Here is a 25,025-nt window from a genome sequence, read left to right on the forward strand (position 1 = left end):
AGCCGGCGCGAGTCCACCAGCCGCTCGGCGAGGCCGGGAGCTGCGGGCGCTTGAGCCGTCGCGAACAGCTGCAGCAGCTTGTCCACGCCGGACGGAGGCGCCTTGTCCCCGGCAGAAGGCTTCTTGCCCGCGCTCCGCCGGCGGCCGGGCTCCTCGCCGCCGCCAAGGAGCCGCTCCTTGACGGCCACGAGCACCGCCGCCACATGCTTGCAGCCTTTGACGTAGGAGCCCAGCGGCGGACAAGAAGAGCAGGACGCCTCCAGCCTTCCGCCGGACGCAGCCCGCACGGATACGTGGCTTTGGAGCTTGTCCTGGACAAGGGCCTCGACCCGGCTGCCGTCCTCAGCCATATCGGCCAGCAGCACCTTGCCGTTTTTATAGAGCGTCCGTCCCTTCCCGAAGGAAAGGCTGCCGCACAGATTCTGGATCATCGCTTCGGTCAGGATCGGTCCCGGCTGGTTCTTGTCCATCGGCGGCCTCCTTCATGATGTCTTCTAAGGTCAGCCTCCATCATACCATGCCTGCAGAGGACAGGAGAACGGCCCCAACCGCGTTCTCCGGGAAGCGGCTTCGCGGCCATTCAGCCAGTTGTTACCTTCCCCTTGTTGAACGAGCTTGCTAATCATATGCTTGTCCAAAAAAGGACCGCCCAAAAAGTAAATGCGGCGGGAATTTTTTGCGCTTGAGGCGGTGAATTCAAGCCGCTTGGTTTGTATTTTCAAGAACTTGGAAAGAAACCGTTTTCAAGGATAGGATTCCATCTTATACTGTGGTTGCCATCCCCTGATGGCAATAGAAATTCATCGACATCAAACGAAAAGAGGTGGCAGGCAGCCTGTTTTTGAAAACGATTTCAACACCAGGGCCAACCCGCGCAACGCAAGGCCAATCAAAGGAGGATGAAGAATGAAGAAAATGATCCTGTCGGTCGCAGCGGCGCTGACGCTGGGCGGATTGGCAGCGGGCGCAGCCTCGGCCGCCCCTGTCAGCGACGCCAACGCCACCCTGTTCGGACCCGACGTCTATGTGTTCGATCCGTCCATGCCGGCGGCGGACATTCAGTCCGTGGCGACGTCGATCTTCGGCTCGCTGGAGTCGGCCGAGTTCAGCAGCAGCCGCAAGGCGCTGCTGTTCAAGCCGGGCACATACAACGTCAACTTCAACGTCGGCTTCTACACCCATGTGGCCGGCCTCGGGCGCAATCCCGGCGATGTCACGATTACCGGCGGCGTCAACGTGAACGCCGACTGGGACAACGGCAACGCGACGCGCAACTTCTGGCGGGCGATCGAGAACATGACGCTCGCTCCATCCAGCGGCAAGACGCAGATCGCCGTATCGCAGGCCGCTCCGCTCCGCCGGCTCAACATCAAGGGCGAGCTCGACCTGTTCGACTTCGACTCCAACTGGAACGCCGGCTGGGCGAGCGGAGGCTTCCTCGCCGACTCCAAGGTCGACGGCAAGATCGTGCCGGCCTCGCAGCAGCAGTGGTTCTCCCGCAACAGCGAATGGGGCGAATGGACCAACGGCGTCTGGAACATGGTGTTCGTAGGCGACAAGAACGCTCCCGCTGCCAGCTTCCCGGACCCGCCTTATACGGTCGTTCCGACGACGCCGGTCATCCGCGAGAAGCCGTATCTGTATGTGGACGGCAGCGGCCAATACCAGGTATTCGTCCCCTCGCTGCAAAGCGGCACCCAGGGCGTCAGCTGGGCGGCCGGCTCTACGCCGGGCCAATCGATCCCGATCAGCCAGTTCTACGTCGCTCGTCCTGAAAGCGCTACCGCAGCCAGCTTGAACGCGGCTCTCGCCCAAGGCAAGCATCTGCTGTTCACTCCCGGCATCTATCATCTGAACGATACGATCCGCGTGGCAAACGCCAATACGGTCGTGCTCGGCATCGGCATCCCGACGCTCGTGCCGGACACGGGACTGCCCGCGATGACCGTCGCGGACGTGGACGGCGTGAAGATCGCGGGCCTGACGTTCGATGCCGGACCGGTCAACACGCCGGTGCTGCTCGACGTCGGTCCTGCCGGCAGCACGGCCCGGCACAAGACCAACCCGACCTCCCTGCATGACTTGACCTTCCGCACCGGCGGCGCGTCGAACGGACGCAGCGACGCCAGCCTGCGCATCAACAGCAGCGACGTCATCGGCGACCACTTCTGGCTCTGGCGCGCCGACCACGGCGCCGGCGCCGGATGGACGTCCAACGTCTCCAAAAACGGCCTCATCGTCAACGGCACCGACGTCACCCTGTACGGGCTGTTCAACGAGCATCACAACGAGTACCAGACCGTCTGGAACGGCAACGGCGGGAAGCTGTATTTCTACCAATCCGAAATTCCGTACGACGTGCCGAACCAGGCATCCTGGAAAAGCGGCGGAGGCGCCGTCAACGGCTACGCCTCCTACAAGGTCGCCGACAGCGTAACGAGCCATGAGGCTTGGGGGCTCGGCATCTACTCCTACTTCCGCGACGCGGCCGTCAAGCTGAACAGCGCCATCGAGGCGCCGAACGCGCCGGGCGTGAAGTTCCACAACATGACGACCATCTGGCTCTCCGGCACGGCCGGCAGCGAAATCTCCCATATCATCAACAACACCGGCGGCCGCGTGTACGCCAACACCCCGGCCGAGGCGATGCGCCAGACGCTGGCGGAGTGGGCAGGCAACGGCTCGGGAGGGACTCCGACGCCAGCTCCGACTCCAACTCCGACTCCAGCTCCTACGGTTACGCCGACTCCGACTCCAACACCGGCGCCAGGCGCGGCGCTGGACCGCACCGGCTGGACGGCGACCAGCAATCCGTCGAGCGGCGACGTCCCGGCCAACCTGCTGGACGGCAGCATGGCGACCCGCTGGAGCACCGGCGCTGCCATGGCGCCCGGCCAGTCCATCACGATCGATATGAAGGCGGCCAAAACCTTCAACAAGCTGACGATGGACTCCACCGGCAGCGACAGCGACTATGCGCGGGGCTATGAGATCTACGTCTCCGCCGACGGCGCGAGCTGGGGCAGCCCGGTCGCCACGGGCGCAGGCACCGGCCCGGTCGTGACCGCCTCGTTCACGGCGCAGACGGCCCGCTACATCAAGATCGTGCAGACCGGCACGAGCAGCAGCTGGTGGTCGATCCGCGAGCTGAACGTGTACGGAACTTCCGGCGGAGCGACACCGACTCCGACACCAACTCCGGCTCCGGGCGCGGCGCTCGACCGCACCGGCTGGACGGCGACCAGCAATCCGTCGAGCGGAGACGTCCCGGCCAACCTGCTGGACGGCAGCATGGCGACCCGCTGGAGCACCGGCGCAGCGATGGCCCCGGGCCAGTTCATCACCATCGACATGAAGGCGTCCAAAACCTTCTCCAAGCTGACGATGGACTCCACCGGCAGCGACAGCGACTATGCGCGGGGATATGAAATCTATGTCTCCGCCGACGGCGCGAGCTGGGGGGCCGCCGTCGCCACAGGCACCGGCACCGGTCCCGTCGTCACCGCCTCGTTCGCGGCCAAAACCGCACGCTACATCAAGATCGTGCAGACCGGCACGAACAGCAGCTGGTGGTCGATCCGCGAGCTGAACGTATACAGCTGAGAAGCAGCAGGCGAGAGGGACTTTCGACGTCCCTCTCTTTTTGCGACCCCATTCCGCAGAAATCGGGAGGAATTCAAATGCACCTACCGCTCCGCAAGAAGCAGCCCCAGCGCCGCTTCACCATCTGGACCGCGGTCCTCGCGCTCCTGCTGCCGCTGCTGATTCCGGCAGCGCCGGCCGCTCCGGCGGCTGCCGCGGCAGGCGATTACCTGCTCACGGGGAACCGGCTCGCCTACGCGTCCTCCGTGCGCGGCGCCAACGGTCCGCAGCTCGCCTTCGACGGCGATCCGGCGACCCGCTGGGAAAGCCGGCTCGGCCAAGACCCGCAGTGGATCTACGTCGATCTGGGCGCTCAGGCGACCCTCTCCAGAGCGGTCGTCAAGTGGGAAGGGGCTTACGCCAAGTCGTTCCGCCTCGAGACGTCGAACGACGAGTCGTCCTGGACGCCGGTCTACAGTAACGCCAACGCCTCCGGCGGAACGACCGACGTCGCCTTGAGCGGAGCCGGCCGCTACGTGCGCCTCTACTCCGTGCAGCGGGCGCTCCCCGCCTACGGCGTCTCGCTGTACGAGTTCGAGCTGTACGGCACCGGCGGAGCCGGGCCGGCGCCCCAGCCCGCTGCGGTCAACGCCGCGCTCGGGCGTCCGGCGGTCTCCTCGTCGGAGGCCGGCGGCGGCCAGCCCAAGGATTACGCCACGGCGAACGTCACCGACGGCAGCCTGTCTACCCGCTGGGCATCCCAAGCCTCCGATCCCCAGTGGATCTATGTCGATCTCGGCCAGAGCCAGCGGATCGGCAAGGTCGTCCTGAGATGGGAGACAGCCTTCGGCCGGGTATACGACATCCAGGTATCCGACGACGCCAGGAGCTGGACGAGCGTCTACCGCCAGCGCTACGGCTCGGGAGGAAAGGACGAGATTCCGCTCTACGTTTCCGGCCGCTACGTCCGCATGCTCGGCATCGGCCGGGGAACGAATTACGGCTATTCCCTCTATGAGTTCGAGGTATATCCGTACCGTTCCGGCGATCCCCAGCCGTCCTACAGCATCGCCCCGCTGCCCCAGCCTTCCACCGTACAGGCCGGCAGCGGAAGTTATGAGATCGGCGACGTGACCCAGCTCGAGCCGCTCTATCCCAAAAACCGCACGAGCGGCGTGAACGCCCCCATCCCGTCCAACGACTGGTGGCAGAACCTGCTCGTCCAGCATCTGGGCGCGGGCACCGGCATCGTCACCCTGCCGCTCAAGGCGAAATACTCGCCGAACGGGCTCGGCCTCCTGAATCCCGGAGCGGGCGCCGTCAACGGGGACGGCGGCGCGGTCAACGCCGACGGCGACCCGGATCTGTACCTCTCGGCGAACAACCTGCTGAACCCCAAGACGCTGGAGAGCAAGGTGGACGGCTACGGCGACTATTCCGTCCGCGTCGTCCTGAGCGACGATGACACGCCGAAGATGAAGTCGGTGCTGGCGAAGGGCTCGCCGTATGTCTACAGCACGTTCAGCGACCCGAACTCGCCGGAGCTGTTCGTTCCCGGCCTGAGCCGCGCCTTCGATGATGCCGGCCAATCGCTGCTGGCGGCGGAAGGCTCCAGCGTGACGGCCGATCATATCGGGCTGGAGATCGCGACGCTGGACAACGCCGTGCAGCCGAAGGCGGTCACGCGCTCCTACGGCGTCTTCGCGCCTCCAGGCACCGTGTTCACCCGCGCGGGAGGCAAAATCAAGATGAAGCTCGGCGGAGGCGCGGGCTACCTTTCCGTCGCCGGCCTGACCGGCAGCGGAGACTTGAACTATTTCTACAAGCACGCCTATGCGTTCGTGACCGACACGAAGGTGGCGTACGGGTACGATATGAGCCAGGCCAAAGTATCGTCCACGTTCACCAGCGTCACCGAGCTGAAGCGCTCCGGCTTTTCCGCCGACACGCTGACAGCGCTGCTGCCGCATCAGTGGAAATCCTCGTCCGCTCCGCTGACGGCGCTCTCCTACCCGTCCATCCGAGGCACGCTGAAGCTGCGGGAGGGCAACAGCTTCTCGACGTCCGATTCCTTCACCGGCCTGCTGCCGCAGTTCGCGGAGCCGAATGACTCCGCCTACTCCCGCGCCGAGCTGACGGGCTACCTGAGCCAGCTCGATACGGAGCTCGCGAACACCGCGGGCCTCATGAACCAGGACCCTTACTGGCAGGGCAAGGTTCTGTACCCCGCGGCTCTCGGCGCCATGGTCAGCGACAGCATCGGCGATACGGCCCGCCGCGACCGGTACCTCGGCGTCCTGCGGAGCATTTTGACCGACTGGTACACCTATTCCTCCTCCGACGCCCTGCACACGTATTACTTCCATTACGCTCCGGAGTGGGGCTCCATCTTCCCGTGGGCGGCGGGCTGGGGCATCAACACGGGCTTGACCGACCATCATTACACCTACGGCTACTACGTCTACGCCTCCGCCGTGCTGGCTTCGTTCGACAGCGCCTTCAAGCGGGACTACGGCGGCATGGTGGAGCAGCTGATCCGCGACTACGCCAACCCGTCGCGCACCGACTCCATGTACCCGTGGCTGCGCAGCTTCGATCCGTACGAGGGCCATTCGTGGGCAGGCGCGTATGCCGACAACGACAACGGCAACAACCAGGAGGCCGCGGGCGAAGCGTTGAACGGCTGGGCGGGCCTGTTCCTCTGGGGTCTCGTCACCGGCAACAACAGCTACCGGGATACCGGCGTATGGGGCTTCGCGACCGAGCTGAAGGCGATCGAGCAGTATTGGTTCAACTATGATCATGACAACTGGATCCCCGACTACCGCCATGGCGTCGCCGGCCAGGTGTGGGGCAGCGCTTACCTCTACGGAACGTACTTCTCCGGCGCGCCGGTCAACATCTACGGCATCCACTGGCTGCCGACCGCGGAGTGGATGAGCTATTACGGACGCTCTCCCCAAAAGGCGGCCGATCTGTATGCGGCCTTCCTCAAGGACAACGGAGGCCCGGAATCCGGCTGGGAGCATATCGTCTGGCCGTATCAGGCTCTGAGCGACCCGCAGGCGGCGATCGCCAAGTGGAATCCGTCCATCCTGCAGAAAAATGAAATCTTCAATTCGTACTGGTTCATCCACAGCATGGCCAGCTACGGCAGCCGGACGTCGGAAGTCTGGGCGAGCAACTGGGCCGGCGTGGGCGTCTACAAAAAAGGCTCCGCCTACACGGCCATGGCTTGGAACCCGACGGACCAGCCGATTACCGTGCAATTCCGCAATGCCGCCGGATCGACGGGGAGCGTGACCGTGCCGCCTCACAAGCTGGTCAAGGCCGATCCGCTGAGCCAGGGAGGCGGAACGACTCCGACTCCGACGCCAAGCCCGACCCCGACTCCGACCGTTACGCCGACTCCGACCCCGACCCCGACCCCGACAACTGCGCCGACCCCGGCTCCGGGAGCGGCGCTGGACCGCACCGGCTGGACGGCGAGCAGCAATCCGTCGAGCGGCGACGCCGCAGCCAATCTGCTGGACGGCAGCATGGCGACCCGCTGGAGCACCGGCGCTGCCATGGCGCCCGGACAATTCATCACCATCGATATGAAGGCGGCCAAAACCTTCAACAAGCTGACGATGGACTCTACCGGCAGCGACGGCGACTATGCGCGGGGCTATGAGATCTACGTCTCCGCCGACGGCGCGAGCTGGGGCAGCCCCGTCGCCACGGGCGCAGGCACCGGCCCCGTCGTGACCGCCTCGTTCGCCGCGCAGACCGCCCGCTACATCAAGATCGTGCAGACCGGCACGAGCAGCAGCTGGTGGTCGGTCCGCGAGCTGAACGTGTACGGGACGTCGGGCGGATCGACGCCGTCGCCGTCGCCGACACCAACGCCGACCGCAGCTCCAACCCCGACGCCGGCACCGACACCGGGCGCGGCGCTGGACCGCACCGGCTGGACGGCGACCAGCAATCCATCGAGCGGCGACGTCGCGGCCAACCTGCTGGACGGCAGCATGGCGACCCGCTGGAGCACCGGCGCTGCGATGGCCCCGGGCCAGTACATCACGATCGACATGAAGGCGTCCAAAACCTTCTCCAAGCTGACGATGGACTCTACCGGCAGCGACGGCGACTATGCGCGGGGATATGAAATCTATGTCTCCGCCGACGGCGCAAGCTGGGGCAGCGCCGTCGCCACGGGCGCCGGCACAGGTCCGGTCGTGACCGCCTCGTTCGCCGCGAAAACCGCGCGCTACGTCAAGATCGTGCAGACCGGCACGGACAGCAGCTGGTGGTCGATCCGCGAGCTGAACGCATACTTGTCCTAAGCAGGGAAAAAGAAAAGGGCCGTTCCGGATGAAGCTTCCGGAACGGCCCTTTTTTCGCGCTGATCCGTCTCCTGCGGTTGTCGGGCCGACAAGAGGATTCGCCCCGCTTCAATTAGAGTCTTTTATGCCATGCCCTGAGCGATTTTGAGCGAGTCTGCCTGAACGTCCTACTTCGCCGTCCCTTTCGCCTGCTCCAGGAATCGGGCCGCATCATGGCTGTCGGTCGCGGTCCTCTCCAGCTGCCGGCTGGCGACGTTGTAGCGGAAATGGTACACGTCGATCTTATCCTGCCCCGCGCCGTAGCCCTCGGCCAGGAGCAGCTCGCCGTCCTTCGTCTCCATGCCGCCGATCGGCAGTCTCGCCATCAGCGGTTTGGTCTGCTCCTCGCCGAAGACCAGCGGCACCGAGTAGGCCTTGCCGCCTTCCAGGACGTAAAAATACGTCAGCAGCGCATGGCAATCGGTATACTGAGGAGTGAACGCATACAGGTCAGCCGAGCCCAAGGATACGGCTGCCATCCGGACAGGCTCGGTGTCCGGCTGAATGATTCCGTCGCCGTCAAAGCCGTCCTCGTAAAGCGCTACCGGCTGCTCGGTCCCAACCTTAGGCTGCCACACCGCCTCAAAGCTCCCTTTCCACTGATGATCATTCTCCTGTCCGAGACAGCTCGGGGCTCCAAGCTTCTCCTCCGTCACCGGGCCGGTCGGCCGGATGACGAGCTTTCCTTCCGCGTTCTCCGCATACGCTCTCGCAGCCGTGCCATCCTTGGATGGCACGGCTGCTTGCCCATCGGGCGAAGGGGACGGAAGAGTGCCGCCTCCGGTGCCGATAGCCGGGGAATTTGGATCGCCGTGCAGGGCCGCCGAAGGTGCCGGGACGATTGTTGTCCCCCGTTCCGGCGGAGCTCCGCTGCAAGCAGTCAAAAGCAGGGCGCAAACGGAGAGGGATACGATGAGTCCGCGAAGCTGCATTTAAATCTCCTCCTGGAAGCATTTACTGCCGTTAATGACGCCTCCTCCATCATCAAGGTTGCACAGCAGCCATCTCCTCCGGATGAGCCGCAGACCTACCGGGCTGCGGCTTCGCCCCCGAGTCGGCATGCCAGTTCGATTCTCGCGAAGGCATCCCCGCCATGCTCCCGGTCGCCGCTCACCTTGACGGCTTCCTTGAAGCCGCAGCCGATCCAGAAGCGCAGAGCCCCCCAGTTTTTGAGATCGACCGCAGCCCTGACGGTATGATAGGACCGCTCGGCGGCAAGGCGGATGATTCCTTCCACGAGCTCGCTTCCGAGCCTTTGACCGCGCTGCGAAGGATCCACCGCGAACAAGCCGATGTACAAATCCCGTTCTCCCGGATACCCTCGGTAAAGCTCGATCAAGGCGGCAGGCTCAGCTGCGTTTCCATCCTCTTTCGGTTCTGCTGCGGTTCCATCCTCTTTCGATTCTGCTGCGGTTCCGACCTCATTCGGATTCGCCGCCTGGGCTTCTTGCTTCAGCTCCGCCAGCTGAACATGCAGCCGATCCCGACAGCCGCCCGGCGGCAGCTCCGGATTGCCGTTCAGCACATCCCTTATATAAGAGGATTTCAAAGGCTGGCCCGTCCAGATCGGCAGCGGAGCGGATCTCTCGTACAGCTGCTGAGCAGCATTCCCTTCCTCATCCTGTAAATCGTGGACTTTGCAGCGTTCGGATGACCATACAGACGGCCATGGGTTTGTCATCGTCGCCACTCTCCTTTCCAAGTTCTCAAGAACAGTTGTCAGTTCAATGGATATCTAATTAGATAATAATCAAATTAATTAAAGAACTCAAGCATAGAAAAAAGGACGGAGATTTCTCTCCGTCCCTGGAGGGCCCAACCCTATGAAGCTATGGAATCAAAACGATCTTCCCGCTGTGCAGGCGGCTCTCCAGCAGGCGATGAGCATCCGCCCCGTCCGACAGAGCGAAGCTGCGGATATCCGCAAGCTTCAGGCTGCCTTCCCGAATCCAGCCGAACAGCTCGCCCGAGCGGCGGATCCTCTCCTCCTGCGTCGTGACATGATTCCATAAGTCACCGCCGGTCAGTGTCTTGGAGGTGTCCATCAGCATCCGGGGATCGACGAAAGCGGGATCTCCGCCCGCCATTCCGTAGAAGACGACCGCACCCCGCGTCCTTACAGCGGCAAAGCTGTCCATCAGCGTCGAACCGACCGAATCGTAGGCTACGCTGACTCCATCGCCGCTTCCGCTCCACTGACGCGCTTCGCTTGCCCAATTCGGCCCGTACAGCAGCACCTCGTCCGCACCGGCTTGAAGAGCGGCTTGCCGCTTGGCGGCGGACGAGGTCAGTCCGAGCACCCGCGCTCCCTTGGCGGCAGCAAGCTGAACGAGCAGCTGCCCGACGCCTCCCGCGGCGGCATGGACGAGCACCTCATCCCCAGGAGCGACGCGGAAGCTGTCGTTCACGAGATAATGGGCGGTCAAGCCCTGCAGCAGCACGGCGGCCGCCTGCTCGAAGCTGATTTCGTCCGGCAGCGGAATGGCGCGATCGGCAGGAACCCGCACCAGCTCCGCGTTGGCATGCGGAACGTCGGCGAATGCGACTCGATCCCCTTTTTTCCATGCCTGCGCTCCTGCTCCTGCCCCCACGACAACGCCGGCTCCTTCGTAGCCCAGTATATAAGGCGGCCGGCCAACCAGATGGTAGTTGCCCCGCCTCCGGTAAATATCAGCGAAGTTGAGCCCGATCGCCTCCACCCGCACGAGCACTTCATCGGCAGCCGGAATGGGATCCGGGAGTTCCTCCACATGAAGCACCTCCGGTCCGCCGAATTCATGGAATACAAGTGCTTTCACAGACATTCCCCTTCCATAGACGCTGATTACTGCAAACGACAACCGTCTTCAAATCCATTTCAAAAAGTTTTTCCGGGCTACCTTGATTCCATTTTCAGCGGCCCACCGCTCCAGCTCCCGGACTCCCTGCTCCTCATCCTCTAGAAATCGGAAGTAGAGAGACGGCGGGACGATACGGCGTCCGCGTCTCAAAATGCCGGTATAAGCTCCAAACACTCCGTAGACTCGAATTTCACCTATTTCACTCGCCGCATAGCGGCTGACGCCGATTTCCAATGCACCGGGCGACAGAGTCAGCTGCCTCGGCTGCTGCTTCAAGCGGCTGAGCCGGATTCCGACGAGCAACAGGAGGAAAATCAGAACGACGACGCCCATGCCTAAAATAAGCGGATCCAGATCCCGATGCCTGCTGAAGTTCGCCCCATTCACGAGCAGGACGACTGCAAGACCTATCGTTTCCGCCCACAGTATAGGCGTTTTTATTCGCCAACGGATGGATCTGCCGGTTGGATTCCACCTATTCGCCTCCCATCTCATCAGACATCCCGCTTCCGTTCAAGTCCTCTTGCTATCGGACGGACTGGCTCCTTACTTCTTCCAAATAAGCCGTCACCCGAAGAGCTTCCGCCTCGTTGAAGGCAAAGCCCATCGACTCGGCCACCTCGGAGCTGACGCGGCGGAACAGCTCTCCCATGGCGAACAGAGCCTCCCACATGCCTTCGAGGCTGGCATCGGAATAAGTCGCCATCAGCTCGCTCCATGTCCGTCCGTCCACATACCGCCGCAAATACTTGCTGTTTTTGCCCGTACTCACTTTATAGCCGGTTGAAATACCTACTTGCCAGTCCAGCATCGTCAGCAGCATCGGCCGGACATAGAGATTCAAGTGGTCGTAAGCATACAAATGCTCCTGCCTCCACAACCCCTTGGCGACATAGGTCGCCACCCACCAGAACTCGTTGCAGCAGCCGGCATGCTCCGATGCGGTCGGAGGCTTGATGCGGTAGTCCTCGTCGGTCGGAGGAGGCAGCTCCGGCAGCATGCCGTCCTTGTCGAGCAGCACGACCGTCAGCTTGTCCTCGAGAACATACTCATCCGACTGACTCCGCTCGATGAGCGTCAAGTCGATGCGGTTGCCATCCGCCAGCTGCATCAGATAAGCGTATCGTCCTTCGCGGTCCGAAGGGAACAGCTGGCCCTCGTCCGGCATCTGCATGATGAGGCGCTTTCCGAAAACGTCTGTCCAGGCATGGTTTTGCACAAAAGAATCCAGCTCCGTCACCAGATAGACGATGTCGTAATCCTGAAAGCGATCCTTCGGCACGTTCACATTGGTCCGCGAGCCGTTCATGACGACCGCTCGCACGCGCTCGTCCTGCCGGGCATAACCCAGAATCAAGTCCATCATCTGCTGTTCCGTTCTCATGTCTCCAGCCTCCTTGGTTGTCTTGGCTTGAGGTTGTCCAGCACGGCTGAATCCAGGAGGCGGTCCCCCTTCCCCAAGACGCGGACAGGCGAGCGCGGGACGGGCGAGAGCAGGACGGGCGATTGCGGGGCCGGCGAAAGCGGGGACGGCGATTGCGGGACGGGCGAATGCGGGACGGGCGTCAATGCTTCGCAAACGGGTTTTCATTCCCCCTTTTTCCTCCCTCAGAATGATCCTCGTCTCCCTCATTGTATCCCATGCGATGACGCCTGGCCTCTGCCTAAGACTAGGAGCGATTGAACTCTCTCGCCTCCAGCGCTTCACGCAAGTTTTCCAGCTTGCGCTTGGCTTCCTTGACGCTGCCGCTCATCGAGATTCCAATTCCAATTCCGGAATCCCTAAGCTCCGCTCGCAAGCCGGAGAAGGCCGATTGTTCTTCTTTAGATACCTCCGGCAGCTTGTACGGCTCTCTATTGGGATATCGGCTGAGAAGGATGTACAGGCTTTGCAGCATCCGCTCCTCCGACTTGGAGGGCAGCTCGGTCAGAACAAGAGTAGACAGGTTATCCATCACATTTCCCACCTGGATCGTGACGAGATCAGGCTTATCCCAGTTCCTCTCTTCCTGCTGGCCGATCAATCCCTCCAGCTGCACCAGACTGATCATCAAGTCGTTTCTATAGAGCTGCTGCTCCACTCTGCCCATCTGCCAGCATCCTCGGATCAGAAGGACGGCAAGCAGGACAGAGAACAAGATAGAGGCTCGAAAGGCCCATTTTCGTCTCGCCATCAGGCTCATTCTTCCTTCCGGGAACGGCATCGCCAACGATTGCAATCGACGTTATGGGTTCTTCTCCGGAAAGATTACAAAACCCTTTATTTGGGAAATGACATTCATGATCGCAAGGGCCTTCTCATCGAGTAGAAAGGAAGAAGCGGAAGCGCGCTGGACGGCCAGTTTCCCAACCTGCCCCTTGCTGCTTATGACGGCTATCGCTTCATCTAGGCTGCTGCAGGCGTTCCGGAAACAGTGAAGCCGAACTTAGCCTCCAAGCTCCGTTCTGTTTCCTTGAACAAATCTCGCGAACAATAGCCTGACCAGCGGCCCTACGACCAGCAGCTGCAGAGGAAGAGCAATAATGAAATTGTGTCCGACAAGGGAAAAATAGCTGCCGATCCATGATGCTCCATCCAATCCGCTGGTGAGGTACGTCGTCATCAAGCCGTAAAAAGACATGCAGAGAACCATGCCGGTCACCATGCACAAAGCCAGGGACAACATGACGAATATTTTCTTGGACTTGTCATAGGGCAAGGAAAAGGCGGCTTTCTTCGCAATCGGGCCCACGACAAGCAGCTCCAGCAAGGATGCGACGACATAAACCAGGAGCAGCTGAACGAGAACTTCTTTCCACGTCATTGTTCCAAGCAGTTCATGCGTGTAGAGATTGTAGAACGTCATGAATACGACCATTCCAAAGCACATCATCAAACCGAAATAAATATCTTCCTTCTTCGTTGCGGGCATTTCCCATCATCCTTTCGTTTTACCCTTGCCAGTATAGAAAGGATGGCACCTCTCGCATAAGTGAACCTTTTGTGAACGTCAAAAAATCCGGGACAAACGTCAACGAGTCCGGGACCGCCGTATTTGGTTGTTGCTGCAGGCCGCTCTGACGGACTGCTCCTCTCTTTCAAGAAACGATTTCTTTCTTCTTCTGCCTTTACGGCTTGAAAGGAACGCCGAAAAACCGAAGCCATCCCCGCGGCGGCTTCGGCGTCCCGATTTTACCTTTCTCCTTTAATGCTCCCCCAGTACGACTCCTATTCTTCCTCCGCCAACGGACAGCTTGTAGGTGCGGATTCGGGTGCGGTCGCTGAACAGCGACTTGCCGGTGCGGATATCGAACTCCCATCCATGCCAGGGACAGCGCAGAATCTCGCCTTCCCTCCCGTATTCATACTCGTACACGCCGGATGGACTCGTAGTCCCGGATACCCTTCCTGCGCACATCGGAGCCCCTTGATGCGGGCAATAGTTGTGCAGCGCGTAAAAATTCCCGCCGATACGGAAGATGCCGATCTCCCGTCCCTCCACCTTCACGACGGCAAATCCGCCTTCCGGCACCTCTTCCTCGGCCAGCACATCATGGACGGCCACGGAATCCCTCCTTTGCTGGAATACTTTCATCCGAACGGTCTTCAGACAAACATTTGACATGCCCTTTCAGGGCTGGCCGTCATTGGAGCGTCATCCACCGCATAAAATTCCACTCTTCTCAAGGCATGCTGCTGGATACTGGATTCGTATCGGACATAGGATCCGCTATTTGGCGATTATACCCGGTTATGGCTTCGTATCGGACATAGGTTCCGCTATTACCCGATTTCGTATCGGCATCAAAATAGAAATTGGAAAATAACGGATCGTATGTCCGATGGCCCCCCGTTAGAGGCCAAATGGGATGAAATAACGGATCGTATGTCCGATCCGAGATGCATTCAGAAGCTTGACGAGATCACCCAGTCCTTACAATCCGTACAGCCGCTTGGCATTGCCATAGAAAATCTTGCGCCGCGCCTCCGTAGACAGCTTGCGCAAAATCATGTCCGGAGCGTCGAAATCCCAATGAGGATAGTCGCTGGAATAGAGCAGCATGTTCTCCGCATCGAACATGTCGAACAGCTCGGCCAGATGCTTCGGATTGTCCGGCTCCTCGATCGGCTGCGTAGTCAGAAAGCAGTGGTCGCGGACATATTCGCTCGGAAGCCGCCTCAGCCATGGGACGGTAGAGCGCAGCGCTTTGTAGTTCTTGTCGAGCCGCCACAGCAGCGGAGGCAGCCAGCCGACGCCGCCCTCGACGAGCACGAGCTTCAGCCGCGGATACTTCACGAACACGCCCTCGCAGACAAAGCTGACGAGATGGGCCATGAATGTCTGCGACAGATTCGTATGCCACTCGATATACCGCGAAGGATATCCGGCAGCTGTAGGCGCCGTCGAGCTGCCGCCGCCCTCCGCTCCGGGATGCACCGCCAGAGGCAGGCCGTTGCGCTCCGCCGCTTCATAGATCGGATGATAGCTCCGCTGACCGAGCGGGGAACGGGCGGCGCTGGAGATGATCACCTCCACGATGTCCCGGTGGCCTCCGACCCGGTCGATTTCCCGTGCAGCCAGCAGAGGATCGAGAGTGGATACCGCCATCGCTCCCTTGAAGGCCGGGTGCTTGCCGAGCCACTCCGCGATCAGGTAGTCGTTGTATGCCGAGCAGATCGCCGCCGCGTAGTCCGGATCATGCGTCGAGGAAATGTTGTAGACGACTCCGGTCAGGATGGCCGCCTCGACGTTGTAGGGCTCGATCAGCTGCCGGATCATCAGCTCCGGATCGGACCCGGCCTTGCTGCCGTCCGCTGGAATGGAATCCTTCTTCATGACCCCGATCGGCGAATAGTAGCCGGAGCCGGAGTAGCCGATTCCGCTGCCCGCCACGCGGGAACGCCATGGCTCAGCCAAATAGGGCAGCAGAGCCGAGTCCGCCTGCTCGTTATGGACATCCGCGTCGATGAGCGGGAGCTTATCTTTCACGTTCACCCTTTCACTCTCCTCTTCCGTCATGGCTGAATGTTTGGCTTGGCATTCAAGCCATGACGGTGGCATGTTGAATGTCACTTCCCGCCGTAAGTCCGGGTATAAGCCGTCTCGTACATGGCGAGCAGCTCGTCGGAGCCGAGCTTCTTGCACTGGGCGACGAACTGGTCGTAGCTCTCGTCGGTGATCGGCGTTTTGCCGGTCACGAATTCGGTCAGCTTCTGCTCCATGTATTTGCTCAGGCTGCTCAGCTTGGATTTCTCGAGCTCCAGCTCCTCCTCCGTCTTGACAGCCTGCTTGGGAGCCGGAACGATGAATTTCTCGTACCGCGCATTGATGTCCTTGGCCTTGTCGCTCAGCCCCCGCTCCCAAGCCGCCCTGGACTTGGCGTTGTCGAGCGTGATCATGTCGTACCAGACGCCCCAGTCCTTGCGCAGCGTCGTGAATGGAGACGCCCCGAAGTCCTTGTTGTACATGGGAACTCCGTTCTCCAGCGTGTAGGTTTTGCCCTCGATTCCGAGCGACAAATAGTTCGAGCCTTCCTCGCCGACGAGGTAGTCGAGGAACTTGACCGCACGCTCCTTGTCCTTCACCTTGGCCGAGATCGCGCGGCCGACGCCGCCGACGACCGGACGGGAGAACTGGTAGTTTTTCACGCCATCAGCGGCGAAGGAAGGAATCGCATCGAGCTCGTAGCCGGCCGTGCCCGCTTTGACGGCTTTGTCCGTCAGCGTCTCCAGGTCGGCTTTCCAGAAGTAGGTGACGAGCGACTTGCCCGTCAGAATCCGCTCCTCCCACTGAGCGTCCGTAAGCAGCGAATACTCCGGATCGAGCAGCTTCTCGCTGTAGAGCTTGTTCAGGAACAGGATCATGTCCTTGTAGCCCTTCTGATAAGGCGCAAACGCATACTTGCCGGTCTCGGGATCGAGGTTGTAGAAGCCGTGTATGCCCGTGAAAATCCGGCCGAACACCGTATACAAGCCCGTGTCCCCGACGATCGCGTTGGAGATGAGCGGATAGCTTTTCGGCTCCTTCTCCTTGAGGGCTTTGAGATAACGATAGAATTCGTCCAGCGTTTCGGGAGCCTTCAGCTGGTATTTGTCCATGAGGTCCTTGCGGCTGTACCAGATGAAGTTGAAGCCCTTGCCCTCCGCGTCGCCCTCCAGCACCGGCACGGTGTAGATGCCGCCGTCGGCGCCCGTGGCCACCGCCTTGGCTTCGGGATACTTGTCGTAGAAAGCCTTGAGATTCGGCGCCTTGTCGAGATAATCCTTGAGGTTCAGGAACACCTTGTCCGGACCGTTGTCCCGGCCCTCCTGCGTGCTGACCTGGATGAAGTCGGTCACCGAGCCCGTCGCGATCATGATCTGCTTTTTCTCCTCAAGCCCCTCCTGGCTGACGACCTGGAACTCCGGCTTCACCCCGGTCTTGGCTTCGATTTCCTTGAAGATTTCCCAGTCCGGACGCACCTTGCCCTCGACCCGGTCATAAACGAGCCATGAATACGTGATCGGCTTGCCGTCCCCCTTGCCGCCGTCTCCGCTCTCTCCCCCGTTGCTGCAGCCGGCTGCGACCGCTCCTGCAAGCGCCAGCATCATCCATGACTTTGCCGCTCTCTTCTTTCGGATGTCCATGTTCATGAGCCTCCCTTTAAGGTTCCATATCCTTCCTCAGCCCTTCACGCCGCCGATCATGGCGCCTTGCACGAAATATTTCTGGATAAAGGGATACACGCACAAGATAGGCAGCGTCGCGATGACGATCATGGCGTACTTGAGCGTCTCCAGATGCGTCAGATCGCCCTCGCCCTGCACGGTTTCGCCTGCGATGAGGATATTGCGCAGCATGATCTGCAGCGGGTACAGGCTGCGGTCGTTCAGATAGATCAGCGCGTCGAAAAAAGAGTTCCACTGATTGACGGCGGTGAACAGCCCGATCGTCGCCATCACGGGCATGGACAGCGGCAGCACGACCCGCAGCAGCACCTGCAGCGGATTGCAGCCGTCGATCGTCGCGGCGTCCTCCAGCTCCTCGGGCAGCGCCTCGAAGAAGGTGCGCATGATGAACAAATACCAGGTGCTGACGAGGGAAGGCAGCACGATCGCCCAGATCGAATCCAGCAGGCCCAGCTTCTGCACGACGAGGAAGGTCGGGATCATGCCTCCGCCGAACAGCAGCGTGAACGCGGCCATGAGCAGGATCGGCCTTCTTCCCGGCAGCCATTTCTTGGAGAGAGGGTAGGCCATCGCCGCCGTCACGAGCAGCGTCAGCGCGACCTGCACGGCCGTATAGCGGATCGTATTCCAATAGCTGATCCACACGTCGCGATTGCCGACCAGCTGATCGTACGCCGCCGTCGTGAGGCCCTTGGGCCAGAGCAGCACTGCGCCGCTTGCCACCAGCGCGTTGCTGGAGACCGATGCCGAGATGACGTATAGCATAGGGTAGACCATGACGGCCATCAACAGCAGCATGAACAGAATATTGGCGGCGTCGAACAGCCGGGAGCCGAAGCTTTCCTTGATTTTCATGGGGTGCAGCCTCCTTTCACCATAGGCTGGTGCCGGAATGCTTGCGCACGATCCGGTTGGCGGTCACGACAAGAATGAGTCCGATGACGGACTGGAACAGGCCGACCGCCGTCGCGAAGCTGAAGTCGGCGTCGAGGATGCCCCGCCGGTAAACGAAGGTGTTGATGACGTCCGAGGTTTCGTAATTCATGGAGTTGTAGAGGAGCAGAATCTTCTGGAAGCCGATCTCCATGAAGTGGCCGAGCGTCAGGACGAACAGCACGATCATGACCGGCACCATCCCGACAAGCGTAATGTGCCGGACCTGCTGGAACCGGCTCGCGCCATCCATCTTGGCCGCTTCATACAGCGTCGGATCGATGCCCGAGATGGCGGCCAGGTACAGAATCGTGCCCCAGCCGATCTTCTGCCAGATCTCGGAGCCGACATAGATCGTCCGGAACCAGCCCGGCTCGCCGAGGAACATGATCGGCTCCAGGCCGAACAGCCGCTCCAGCGCATGGTTGACGACCCCGGTCGACGGAGACAGGAAGGTGACGAGGATGCCGGCGATGACGACGGTCGACAGAAAATGCGGCATGTAGCTGATGCTCTGCACGAGCCGCTTGAACCAGGTGATGCGGATTTCATGGAACAGGATCGCCAGAAGGATCGGAGCGGGAAAATGGAAGAGCAAATCGTACACATTGAGCAGGACCGTGTTGCGGATCAGCTTCCAGGCATCCGGCGTTACATAGAAAAACTCGACGAAATGCTTGAATCCGACGAACTTGCTGCCGAGAATGCCTTTGCCGACGGAGTAGTCCTGGAAGGCGATGATGATGCCGTACATGGGGACGTATTTGAAAATGATGTAATACAGGATGCCGGGAAGCATCAGCAGGTAAAGCGCCCGGTGCTTCCTCAGAACCGGCAGCAGCCGGCGGCCGCTCGTCAACATGACCACCTCCTCGTGGATTCCGGAAGATGGCTCCACTATACGAAGTGGATCGCGGTGTCGTAAAGCATGCATCCTTGCGGCTTGTAGCCGTTTTCGCAGCGCCTGTCAGGACGGGAATCGGCAGCGTTGGCGGCGCAAAAAAGGACCCTTGGGGAAAAAACGGACCCTCAGGCGCCCGGGCGGGCGCCGGGGCGGGAGGAGCGGTATTGCGCGGGCGTGACGCCCTCGTATTTGCGGAACACGCGAATGAAGGAATGGCGTCCCCAATAACCGACCTTGCCCGCGATGTCGTCGATGCGCAGGTCGGTGGACAGCAGCAGCTCCTTCGCTTTCTTCAATCGGTACATCGCCAGATACTCCACATACTTCTCCCCGACCTCTTCCTTGAACAAGCGGCTGAAATGGCCGGCGGACATGTTCATCTGGCAGGCGAAATAATCGAGAGAGAGCTCCTCGTCGTAATGCTCGTGGATATAGTCCAGCACGGCGGCGAACTTCTTGGCCTTGCGATCCTCGCACGGTTTGGGGAAAAGCACTCCGTGGATAAGCGCGAAGCATTTGCGGAGCTCATCTCCGGTCATGCAGCGGCCCAGCTGCTCGTAGAGGCCCGCATGGACATGACCGGCATCGTCCCGTTCGGACGACGAGGCGCGGATCCAGGCGTTGAGCAGATCGGCGCAGAGCGACTTCATCCGCACGGCCGGCATTCCCCGGAGTGCTCCTTCGCTGATCACAGAGTAGGCGGCTTCGAGCAGCCCATCGTAGTTCTTGCTGCCGCACAGGTTCGTCACCCGGTTGAGCTCCTTGACGGGAAGGAAGGCCCGCGCGGCCACGGCCGATTGCTGGCTTCCGGGTTTCGGGACCGCGCAAATCTCCACATCCGTGCCGAGACTCCTCTGCTGCAGAGACTCGATTGCCTGCCTGCAGGAAGCCGGCAGCTCCTCGGCCGTCTCCGCATCGCTGCCGACGCCGATCGTCGCGGTGTAATACGCGGCATGATGCAGGAGCGCAGCCCGGATTCTGCCGGCGCATTCGGCCGGAGAAATTCCTCCGGGAGCGGATTCGGCGACGCATGCCAGCAGCCCAGATGGAAGCTGGGCGAGCCGAATCGGGGGAGGCAGAAGCTCCATGATCCGTTCCTTCAGCTCCTTCATGAGAATATGGCGCGACTGCCCGGAGAGCGGCATCTCCGGATAGGCTCCGTAATGAATCTCGATGCAGAACACGGTCATGGCCTTCCCCGAGTCTCTGCGTGGCAACAGGCCCAGTTCCTCGGCATCTTCCGCCGGAGCTCTTCCTTCGCCAAGCAGCAGCCGAGCCAGAAGATGCTCGCGCAGCATCGGCAGCAAGCCGTCCACCCGCTTGGACAGCTGCCGGTTCTCCGAGACGATCAGCCGGGAGTAGTCCCGGATGGCATCGAGCTCGCTCCCTCTCGCCAGCCGCCAGCGGCTCGCCGGCTCCAAGGCTCGCTGCAGGCCGAAGCTTTCCCGGATTTCCCGGATCGGCCGGTAGCTCCTCCTGCTCAGATGGTAGGATGCCAGGCCGCCCACGACGAGGAAGAACAGCAGGAACGCCCAGCTGACGATCCGGATTGCGGTGACCGGCTTCATAAGCGCCGGCATGTCCACTACGCTCAGGTAGGCAAAGCCGTTGTCCAGCTTGGAAGGAACGAGGGCTATGCCTTTGTCCTCGGCCGTGCGGAAGGAGGAGCCGGGCATATCGGCAGAGACTGCGCCCGGCAAAGCCTCCGTGGCGGCGGGTTCTGATCGCGCCTGAGAGGCGGTTCCTGACAGAGCCTCCAAGGCAGCGGTTGCTGATAGCGCCTGCAAGGAGGAGACGGATTCTGACCTTGCCAGCGCCGAGAAGGAGCCCGGAAAGACAAGGGAGGACAGCCTGGCCGCCTCGCCGCGGTCCAGACCGCTTTGGCCGATGACCTCCCCTTCACGGTTCAGCAGCATCGTTCCCGCCGCCCAAGGCTCCGGGATGCGCAGCAGCTCGCCGAATGCCCGCTGATTGAGCTGGACGACCAGATAGGCTTCAGGCGAGTCGGTGTTGAAAGGATAGCTGATGACCGCGGACAGCTGCTCCGTGCCGGTTAGGACAAAGTCGAGCATCTTGCGTCCTTTTAGCCCCGCGGCCAGCTCGTGCCGCATCCCGTCGCTCAGCGGGTATCGCATGGTGAAATAATAGGACTTTCCGGTATAGGCATCGGGATCGATCACCATGTCTTCCTTGGTCATATACAGATAGACGCGGGAAGCGAGCGGATCGGCCTCCAGCTTGCCGAGCTGCTGCCTCAGGGAATGAATCATCTCGGAGCGCTCTCGGTCCTCCAAGGAACCGCCGGCGGTCCGGAGCAGTCCGGACAGTCCGGAGCCGGACAGCATGCCGAGCATGCTGGCGCGCAGCGATTGGAAAGAAGCGTCCGTTTGATCGGATACGCGGGACACCATGACATCGCTCAGCTTGCGGGCGTCGTTCTCGATCAGGCGTACCGCCAGCACCTGGGCAAGCGCGCAGGCCGCGATGGCCGGAACGAGGATGAGCGCGAAGTAGCTGGCGAAGTACCTTCGGAACAACGAGATGCGGAACGAATGCTTGCCGGGGGAGGATGCCATAGCCTATACCACCTTTTTGGAAGGGTAGGTACCGCCTGTAACAGGATTTGGACAAGGACAGCGGGCGGATCGATGACTGATGATTGATCAAGGACGGAGGAATTCGTATGGAGAGAACACGATGGGAAAATTTATTTCCATACTAACACAATTTACTAAAATTTTATTTTATTTCTTTCTTATTAGAACCGGGTTGACGGTCTCGGCAGCAATTGAACTCGCAGATCTTGCCGCTTCCCTCTTTCCTTTTCCCTCTCTCGCGATAAAGGTAGGGTGCATGAAAGCGCCTGGCAGCTTCCTGATGCTTGCCGTTGCAAGTCAAGCGGTTGCCGCTTTCCGTCGAGAACGGACTGCCCCCAACTTTGTTTGCTGCGCGACAGTTCTACGTTCTCACCGGAGCTGTTTTGGAACGTGGCACTCTAGCTAATTTATCGATAAAAAGTATGGATATATCGCTCTATTTACCGGAAATCGGACAACGTTCCGTTATTTATTCTCAAAAGTTCCTTTTGCCATGTATCGGACCTACGATCCGTTATTTCGTATTTTTTATCATGAATGCAATAGGAATTGATAGAATAAGAGATCCTATGTCCGTTTCGCATCCCAAAAACGGTTTTTCCTCCAAATAGCGAATCCTATGTCCGATAACTCCTGGCCTGTATCATCCCTATACCAAAAAACCACCTCGAATGGAGGCGGTCATGGCATGAGGCATGATGGACGGTTTCGGCGCTGCGGATCGTTATTTTGAATTGACGCTTTAATGATGTTTTCAATGGCGTTGCGGGTCAATGATGGTTCATATTGCTGCGGGCTGTGCTGAAGATCAGCATTTCAGTTCATTGGTGCGGTTCGATTATCACGATTTGGCGAAACGATTGAAATTTATAATGAGTGTTGCGGGTCAGCATAACGGTTTGATGTTACGAAGTGGTGTTGCGGTCAGCAATACGAGTGTTGCTGCTCATTGGTGTTGCTCATTGGCGCTGCTTATTGGTGGTGCTGTTGCTGTTGCTGTTGCTGTTGCTGTTGCTGTTGCTGTTGCAATCTAGCGTTTTCTCGACGCCCATTCCAATCTGCCTGTGCGAATCAATCCTTACCCATTAATGGTTGATAGTCCATTTTTGACTATCGTTACCATCTTGTTCTCAAGGCTTCGCCGCAGCTTTGGAACGGAATCGAATCCATAGAGCCTTGGCTCGCAGCCCCGCCCACATCAAGAGGGATGGAAGAAGGAATAACCAGAACGTGCGGCCCGGGCCGGGGGAGAAATCAAAGGTTTCCGCCATCGGGAGGGAATGAATGTTGTACGCAAGAAAAATCATCCAGTTGAACCCCATCATCCCAGGGAACGCCAGGCAAATAAGTCCGATAACGAAGCCTGTCAGGCTCACAAAGGATACCGATGCCAAGTCAGCCCACACGGAACGCAGCGGAACCAGCCATGCATAGGCTAATGCCAGGTATCCGATGAAAGCGGCCAAGACAAGCGCCAGCGGAGAGCAGCCCATGGCAAACAGCAGAATCGTTCCGGCAAGGACAATCACGTGGAAAGCGAACGACAACCAAATATTGCGCCTCATAGTTCCCCCTCCGCTTCAATAATTCCCTGTTAAAGGAAGCGGTTCCAATTTATCATGAAACCTGGGTTCCACCCAAGAACTCTTTCGGAAAAAGCTGCTTCCATCTGTAACTTTTTCCTGACAGTCCCCGTCAGAGGAGGATGAAAAGGGCGGCCTGCCGCCGCCGAACCATGACATGACAGGAGAGATGCACCTATGAAAAAACATCCTAAAGGCAAGAAAACCCTGCTGTCCGCAGCCATTCTGTCCCTTACCGCCGCTTCGGTCATTCCCATGGCCTCTGCCGCAGCTGCCTCCGAACCTGCCACGGCGGTTCCGATCAACGCTCCGATCAGTTCCCCGCAGCCTGAAGAACAGCAGCCCGTCGCTGCCTTCGCGCCCGTGACCGGCAAGGTCAAGGAAATCGCCGACTTCGGCAAGACGGGGGACAAGCTGGTCACGGTCGTGAGCGAAGGAGACTCCATCACCAACTTCGTCGTCAGCAAGAACACCTACTCGTCCGGAACCGATCTGGTGAAGAGCGGCGCCGAACTGACCGTTTTCTACGATACCCGCAAGCCGGCCATCATGATCTATCCGCCGCAGTTCCCGGCCGAGGTCATCGTTCCCGCAGCCGATGGCGCTTCCTCCTGGAAGGTGGATCAGTTCACCACGAGCAAGGAAGGCGCTGAAGGCCTGCTCAGTCTGGACAAGATGCTCCTGATCCGTCCGTCCGACCAGACGAAAATCATCCTTGAAGACGGAACGCCGTTCACCGGCGAGCTGTCCGGCCGCTCCCTCGCGGTCAAATACGGCATCAGCACGAAGAGCATCCCTGCCCAGGCTGCGCCGGAAGAGATCGTCGTCCTCCTTGAGGAAGCCGTGCCTCCGATCGGTCAAGCGCCCGGAGACGGCGCAGAGCCGGTAGCTCCTATCGACGTGACCGACAAAACCATCGTAGTTGAAGGCAAGATCCTGAAGGGATCTGCCGCCTACACGGACGCCAAAGGCACGGTAATGGTTCCGCTGCGTCCGATCGCCGAAGCGCTCAAGTACAAGCTTACCTGGGACGCCAAAACCAAATCGACCCTAATCGGTCCGGGAAGCAGCCTCCAGATCGGCAAAGATTATTACGTCTACAACCGCACCGCTCCGATTGTGCTCGGAACGGCTCCGGCTCTCGTGAAGGGAAGCACGTACGTGCCGCTGTCCTACTTCACGGAAGTGCTCCGCATGAGCAACGCTTATGTATTTGAGGACACGATTGTCATCGACAACGGCGAAAAGATGCAATAACACAAGCTCAATAAAACTTATCCGCTTTTGTTCATTCCGGTTTAAAGGATGTCGTGGCACACACTTTGGCGGAGCAATCGAATGCAGGTAAGACTTTAAGAGGGATGCCCCAGTCAGGTAAAGAGTGGCTGGAGGCACCCCTCTTTTTTCGTTTGCTTGTTCCACTAGCTCGACATGCGACTTGAGCGTGAGTTAGACGGCTTATTCCGGCTCGGCATGCTCTTGAGCAGCGAATAAGACGATTTTTCGGCCTATTACGGCTCGGCATGCGCTTGTGCAGTGAATAAGACGATTTTTTCGGCTTATTCCGGCT

At 60.1% G+C, this 25,025-nt stretch carries 20 protein-coding genes; 5 read left to right on the forward strand and 15 right to left on the reverse strand.

From position 1 onward, the window contains the following. Positions 1 to 470: SWIM zinc finger family protein (locus PHU01S_RS23720; protein WP_373864559.1), on the reverse strand; the 470-nt coding region annotated here is incomplete at its 3' end. A gap of 436 nt (positions 471 to 906) precedes the next feature. Between PHU01S_RS23720 and PHU01S_RS23725 the strand changes: the two genes are divergently transcribed. After that, on the forward strand, positions 907 to 3,603 hold the full coding sequence (locus PHU01S_RS23725; protein ID WP_127510234.1) for a discoidin domain-containing protein: 2,697 nt from the start codon (positions 907 to 909) through the stop codon (positions 3,601 to 3,603). Between the two features lie 77 nt (positions 3,604 to 3,680). Continuing rightward, positions 3,681 to 7,910: a discoidin domain-containing protein gene (locus PHU01S_RS23730; RefSeq protein ID WP_127510236.1), complete on the forward strand. Its 4,230-nt coding sequence runs from the start codon at positions 3,681 to 3,683 to the stop codon at positions 7,908 to 7,910. Between the two features lie 167 nt (positions 7,911 to 8,077). On the opposite strand, the gene PHU01S_RS23735 is transcribed toward PHU01S_RS23730, so the two are convergent. From PHU01S_RS23735 to PHU01S_RS23800, 13 genes are all read right to left on the reverse strand, one after another. Next, on the reverse strand, positions 8,078 to 8,881 hold the full coding sequence (locus tag PHU01S_RS23735; RefSeq protein WP_127510238.1) for a hypothetical protein: 804 nt from the start codon (positions 8,879 to 8,881) through the stop codon (positions 8,078 to 8,080). Between the two features lie 95 nt (positions 8,882 to 8,976). After that, a complete protein-coding gene (locus PHU01S_RS23740) occupies positions 8,977 to 9,630 on the reverse strand; it encodes a GNAT family N-acetyltransferase (protein ID WP_127510241.1) in 654 nt (217 codons plus the stop codon). Between the two features lie 148 nt (positions 9,631 to 9,778). After that, positions 9,779 to 10,747, reverse strand: a complete 969-nt coding sequence (locus tag PHU01S_RS23745) for a quinone oxidoreductase family protein (protein ID WP_127510243.1) — start codon at positions 10,745 to 10,747, stop codon at positions 9,779 to 9,781. A gap of 48 nt (positions 10,748 to 10,795) precedes the next feature. Continuing rightward, positions 10,796 to 11,176 carry a hypothetical protein gene (locus tag PHU01S_RS23750; RefSeq protein ID WP_127510245.1) on the reverse strand — a complete coding sequence of 127 codons (381 nt, stop codon included), beginning with the start codon at positions 11,174 to 11,176 and terminating at the stop codon, positions 10,796 to 10,798. A 139-nt stretch (positions 11,177 to 11,315) separates the two neighbouring features. After that, complete coding sequence (locus PHU01S_RS23755) at positions 11,316 to 12,380, reverse strand: aminoglycoside 6-adenylyltransferase (protein WP_307721824.1); 1,065 nt, start codon at positions 12,378 to 12,380, stop codon at positions 11,316 to 11,318. Positions 12,381 to 12,459: 79 nt separating this feature from the next. Then, positions 12,460 to 12,879: a hypothetical protein gene (locus tag PHU01S_RS23760; RefSeq protein WP_049868953.1), complete on the reverse strand. Its 420-nt coding sequence runs from the start codon at positions 12,877 to 12,879 to the stop codon at positions 12,460 to 12,462. Between the two features lie 336 nt (positions 12,880 to 13,215). Beyond that, positions 13,216 to 13,701: a DUF2798 domain-containing protein gene (locus tag PHU01S_RS23765; protein ID WP_049868952.1), complete on the reverse strand. Its 486-nt coding sequence runs from the start codon at positions 13,699 to 13,701 to the stop codon at positions 13,216 to 13,218. A 273-nt stretch (positions 13,702 to 13,974) separates the two neighbouring features. Then, entirely contained in the window at positions 13,975 to 14,334 is a 360-nt protein-coding gene (locus PHU01S_RS23775) for a Rieske (2Fe-2S) protein (RefSeq protein ID WP_049868951.1), read from the reverse strand. A gap of 369 nt (positions 14,335 to 14,703) precedes the next feature. Further along, a complete protein-coding gene (locus tag PHU01S_RS23780) occupies positions 14,704 to 15,765 on the reverse strand; it encodes an amidohydrolase family protein (protein ID WP_127510247.1) in 1,062 nt (353 codons plus the stop codon). A gap of 74 nt (positions 15,766 to 15,839) precedes the next feature. Further along, the gene (locus tag PHU01S_RS23785; protein ID WP_246029330.1) at positions 15,840 to 17,396 is read right to left on the reverse strand and encodes an extracellular solute-binding protein; all 1,557 of its coding nucleotides are present in this window, start codon (positions 17,394 to 17,396) and stop codon (positions 15,840 to 15,842) included. 36 nt (positions 17,397 to 17,432) lie between these two features. Continuing rightward, positions 17,433 to 18,293 carry a carbohydrate ABC transporter permease gene (locus tag PHU01S_RS23790; protein ID WP_048746062.1) on the reverse strand — a complete coding sequence of 287 codons (861 nt, stop codon included), beginning with the start codon at positions 18,291 to 18,293 and terminating at the stop codon, positions 17,433 to 17,435. 16 nt (positions 18,294 to 18,309) lie between these two features. Further along, positions 18,310 to 19,233, reverse strand: coding sequence for an ABC transporter permease (locus tag PHU01S_RS23795; RefSeq protein WP_048746060.1), 924 nt, complete (start codon positions 19,231 to 19,233; stop codon positions 18,310 to 18,312). A 167-nt stretch (positions 19,234 to 19,400) separates the two neighbouring features. Further along, positions 19,401 to 21,851 carry a helix-turn-helix domain-containing protein gene (locus tag PHU01S_RS23800; RefSeq protein WP_127510249.1) on the reverse strand — a complete coding sequence of 817 codons (2,451 nt, stop codon included), beginning with the start codon at positions 21,849 to 21,851 and terminating at the stop codon, positions 19,401 to 19,403. A 311-nt stretch (positions 21,852 to 22,162) separates the two neighbouring features. On the opposite strand from PHU01S_RS23800, the gene PHU01S_RS26465 reads away from it, so the two are divergent. After that, a complete protein-coding gene (locus PHU01S_RS26465) occupies positions 22,163 to 22,483 on the forward strand; it encodes a hypothetical protein (protein ID WP_218032493.1) in 321 nt (106 codons plus the stop codon). 162 nt (positions 22,484 to 22,645) lie between these two features. Continuing rightward, positions 22,646 to 22,906 (forward strand): hypothetical protein, encoded by a 261-nt coding sequence (locus PHU01S_RS23805; RefSeq protein ID WP_127510251.1) that lies wholly within the window; start codon positions 22,646 to 22,648, stop codon positions 22,904 to 22,906. Between the two features lie 96 nt (positions 22,907 to 23,002). Here PHU01S_RS23805 and PHU01S_RS23810 read toward each other — a convergent pair whose 3' ends face one another. After that, a complete protein-coding gene (locus PHU01S_RS23810) occupies positions 23,003 to 23,338 on the reverse strand; it encodes a hypothetical protein (protein ID WP_218032494.1) in 336 nt (111 codons plus the stop codon). A gap of 294 nt (positions 23,339 to 23,632) precedes the next feature. Between PHU01S_RS23810 and PHU01S_RS23815 the strand changes: the two genes are divergently transcribed. Continuing rightward, on the forward strand, positions 23,633 to 24,712 hold the full coding sequence (locus tag PHU01S_RS23815; protein ID WP_127510256.1) for a copper amine oxidase N-terminal domain-containing protein: 1,080 nt from the start codon (positions 23,633 to 23,635) through the stop codon (positions 24,710 to 24,712). The last annotated feature ends 313 nt before the right edge of the window (positions 24,713 to 25,025 follow it).

Origin of the sequence: Paenibacillus humicus NBRC 102415, assembly GCF_004000905.1 — a bacterium.
Lineage (GTDB): Bacteria > Bacillota > Bacilli > Paenibacillales > Paenibacillaceae > Paenibacillus_O > Paenibacillus_O humicus.